The sequence below is a fragment of the Curtobacterium sp. MMLR14_006 genome (genome assembly GCF_001864985.1).
GTDB lineage: Bacteria > Actinomycetota > Actinomycetes > Actinomycetales > Microbacteriaceae > Curtobacterium.
Window position 1 is genome coordinate 1 of sequence record NZ_MJGU01000017.1, and the last position, 205, is coordinate 205.

Annotated in this window: 1 pseudogene; it reads left to right on the top strand. The window is 73.7% G+C overall.

Annotated elements, in window-relative coordinates:
* Window positions 1-205, top strand: a pseudogene (locus tag BIU94_RS07440) (YdcF family protein); the annotation flags it as partial.

Below are 205 nucleotides of genomic sequence, written 5' to 3' on the forward strand. Positions count from 1 at the left end.
TTCGGGCTGCTGCTCGTGCCCCTGGCCGTCGTGGCCCTCGGCGTCGCGCTCATCGCCAACGGCGTCCAGATGCTCCGCGCCGAGGGGCGGAGCCTCGGCAACACGCTCTCGCTCGTCGCCGGCGTGCTCGTCTTCGTGCTGCCCGCGATCGCCGTCGCCCTGTTCGCCAGCACCCGCAGCGGTGCGTCCTCGCCCTGGAACGCGA